Source organism: Moorena sp. SIO3I6 (genome assembly GCF_010672095.1).
The window spans coordinates 1-1,376 of the sequence record NZ_JAAHHU010001370.1 but is presented as its reverse complement, the minus strand read 5'-3'; the positions used below and the strand labels follow the sequence as shown (position 1 = coordinate 1,376).

The window sequence follows — 1,376 nt, the reverse complement described above, 5'->3', positions numbered from 1 at the left end:
TCAAAGGAACTATGGATAAAATCATCACTCAGTAAGCTAGGATATTGCACTAGCCAGTTTTGAATCACGAAATAAAACTGTATCCAGCAGCTAATCAGGAGTTGGCTACCGAATAATATAACTAGATATTGACGTTCTGCTGGGGACGGTTTTTTTACCTTAAATTCTACTGCTAAAATATAGGGTAAAGCCGCAATTATTGCTGATATCAATGGCCAACTAATGAACGTCAAGGATGATAATTCCCCTGAGTCGATGCCTAATAAATAGGTACTGATACCATCAATTCTGAGCTGGTATTCTCCAACGTTCCAACTGATTCCGAATAGATAAATACTAGTTAATGCGCCAGTAATCCAGGCACCTAGGGGCAAGCTCTTCTTGGCAATTCTTAGCTTAGCCGCCGCTGCTGTTACCCAGTAGACAAATAAAATAAAGAAAATACCACCACAGCTTGCTATCAGCCGTTGTACAAATCCAGTGGCTAACCCTGCCATTACATAGGAAAACACAGTTAGCCACATTATAGCCTGCCAGGAAAATGCCTTGGGAGGTTTCAGTACCTTTACCACCCAGTCTACCACTGCTAAGCCAATGACAAATTCGAAGAAGGATGTGAAAAATTTCACGACGCTAGTTATCCACTAATGGGGTTGACATAAAGGAAACGCAGAAACAAAAGCAGTAAGATAGCGCTATAGCTACAGGAATTAGCAATGAGGACGACCATAGCTCGATTTTCCCCACCCGATCCTCTCTGACCAGAGCGCCTAAAGGATAATGATTTTTCCTCATCAGAAGCCGATTTGGAACCAGTTGCCTGATCTTCAGCTAGTTCTAAAAAGATTTTGAGTAACCTCAGCCCTGCCAGCTTAATAATAAAGGAAATAAAGAAAATTGCGATCACACTGATAGCGATAAGAGCATAAAAATTGTCTGGCTTATCCTCTGAAAAGTGATCGAAAAAGATATAACTAATCATCTGGCCTTGAAATGCCGCAGGGAGTTGGTCGTGAAGGGCAAAAAAACACCACCAACCTACAATGGTGGAAAGTAGATTAATCGATGCTGCTTGCTGCATGCTGGTTTTGCGGTTGAGTTTTAGCCCTCGTTGTAAGACTACCCCTTCCACCGCAATTACCACCAGCAGGAAGAGAATTTGAAACACGACCGTCTGTAGGGGCCATACAGGTGCCATAATTTTAGGTTTGCTGCTCCATAAAACTTATACAAAACTCGCGCTTAGCTCGTTAAAGCTGTTTACTTCCTGCTTCTTCCGGAACTGTCGGCAGCACTCCGTCCACAGGCAGACACCGTAGAGCCTACGGCGTTTCTCAAATTAATTGCTGCGTTTAAATCTCTGTCGAGACTTAACC

Annotated in this window: 2 protein-coding genes; both read right to left on the bottom strand. The window is 42.8% G+C overall.

The window, feature by feature from the left end; translation table 11 throughout:
• A partial coding sequence (locus F6K49_RS49410) for a DUF5357 family protein (RefSeq protein ID WP_293110091.1) occupies positions 1–629 on the bottom strand: 629 nt, incomplete at its 3' end.
• A gap of 8 nt (positions 630–637) precedes the next feature.
• Complete coding sequence (gene fraC, locus F6K49_RS49405) at positions 638–1,198, bottom strand: filament integrity protein FraC (RefSeq protein ID WP_075900410.1); 561 nt, start codon at positions 1,196–1,198, stop codon at positions 638–640.
• Positions 1,199–1,376: the final 178 nt, after the last annotated feature.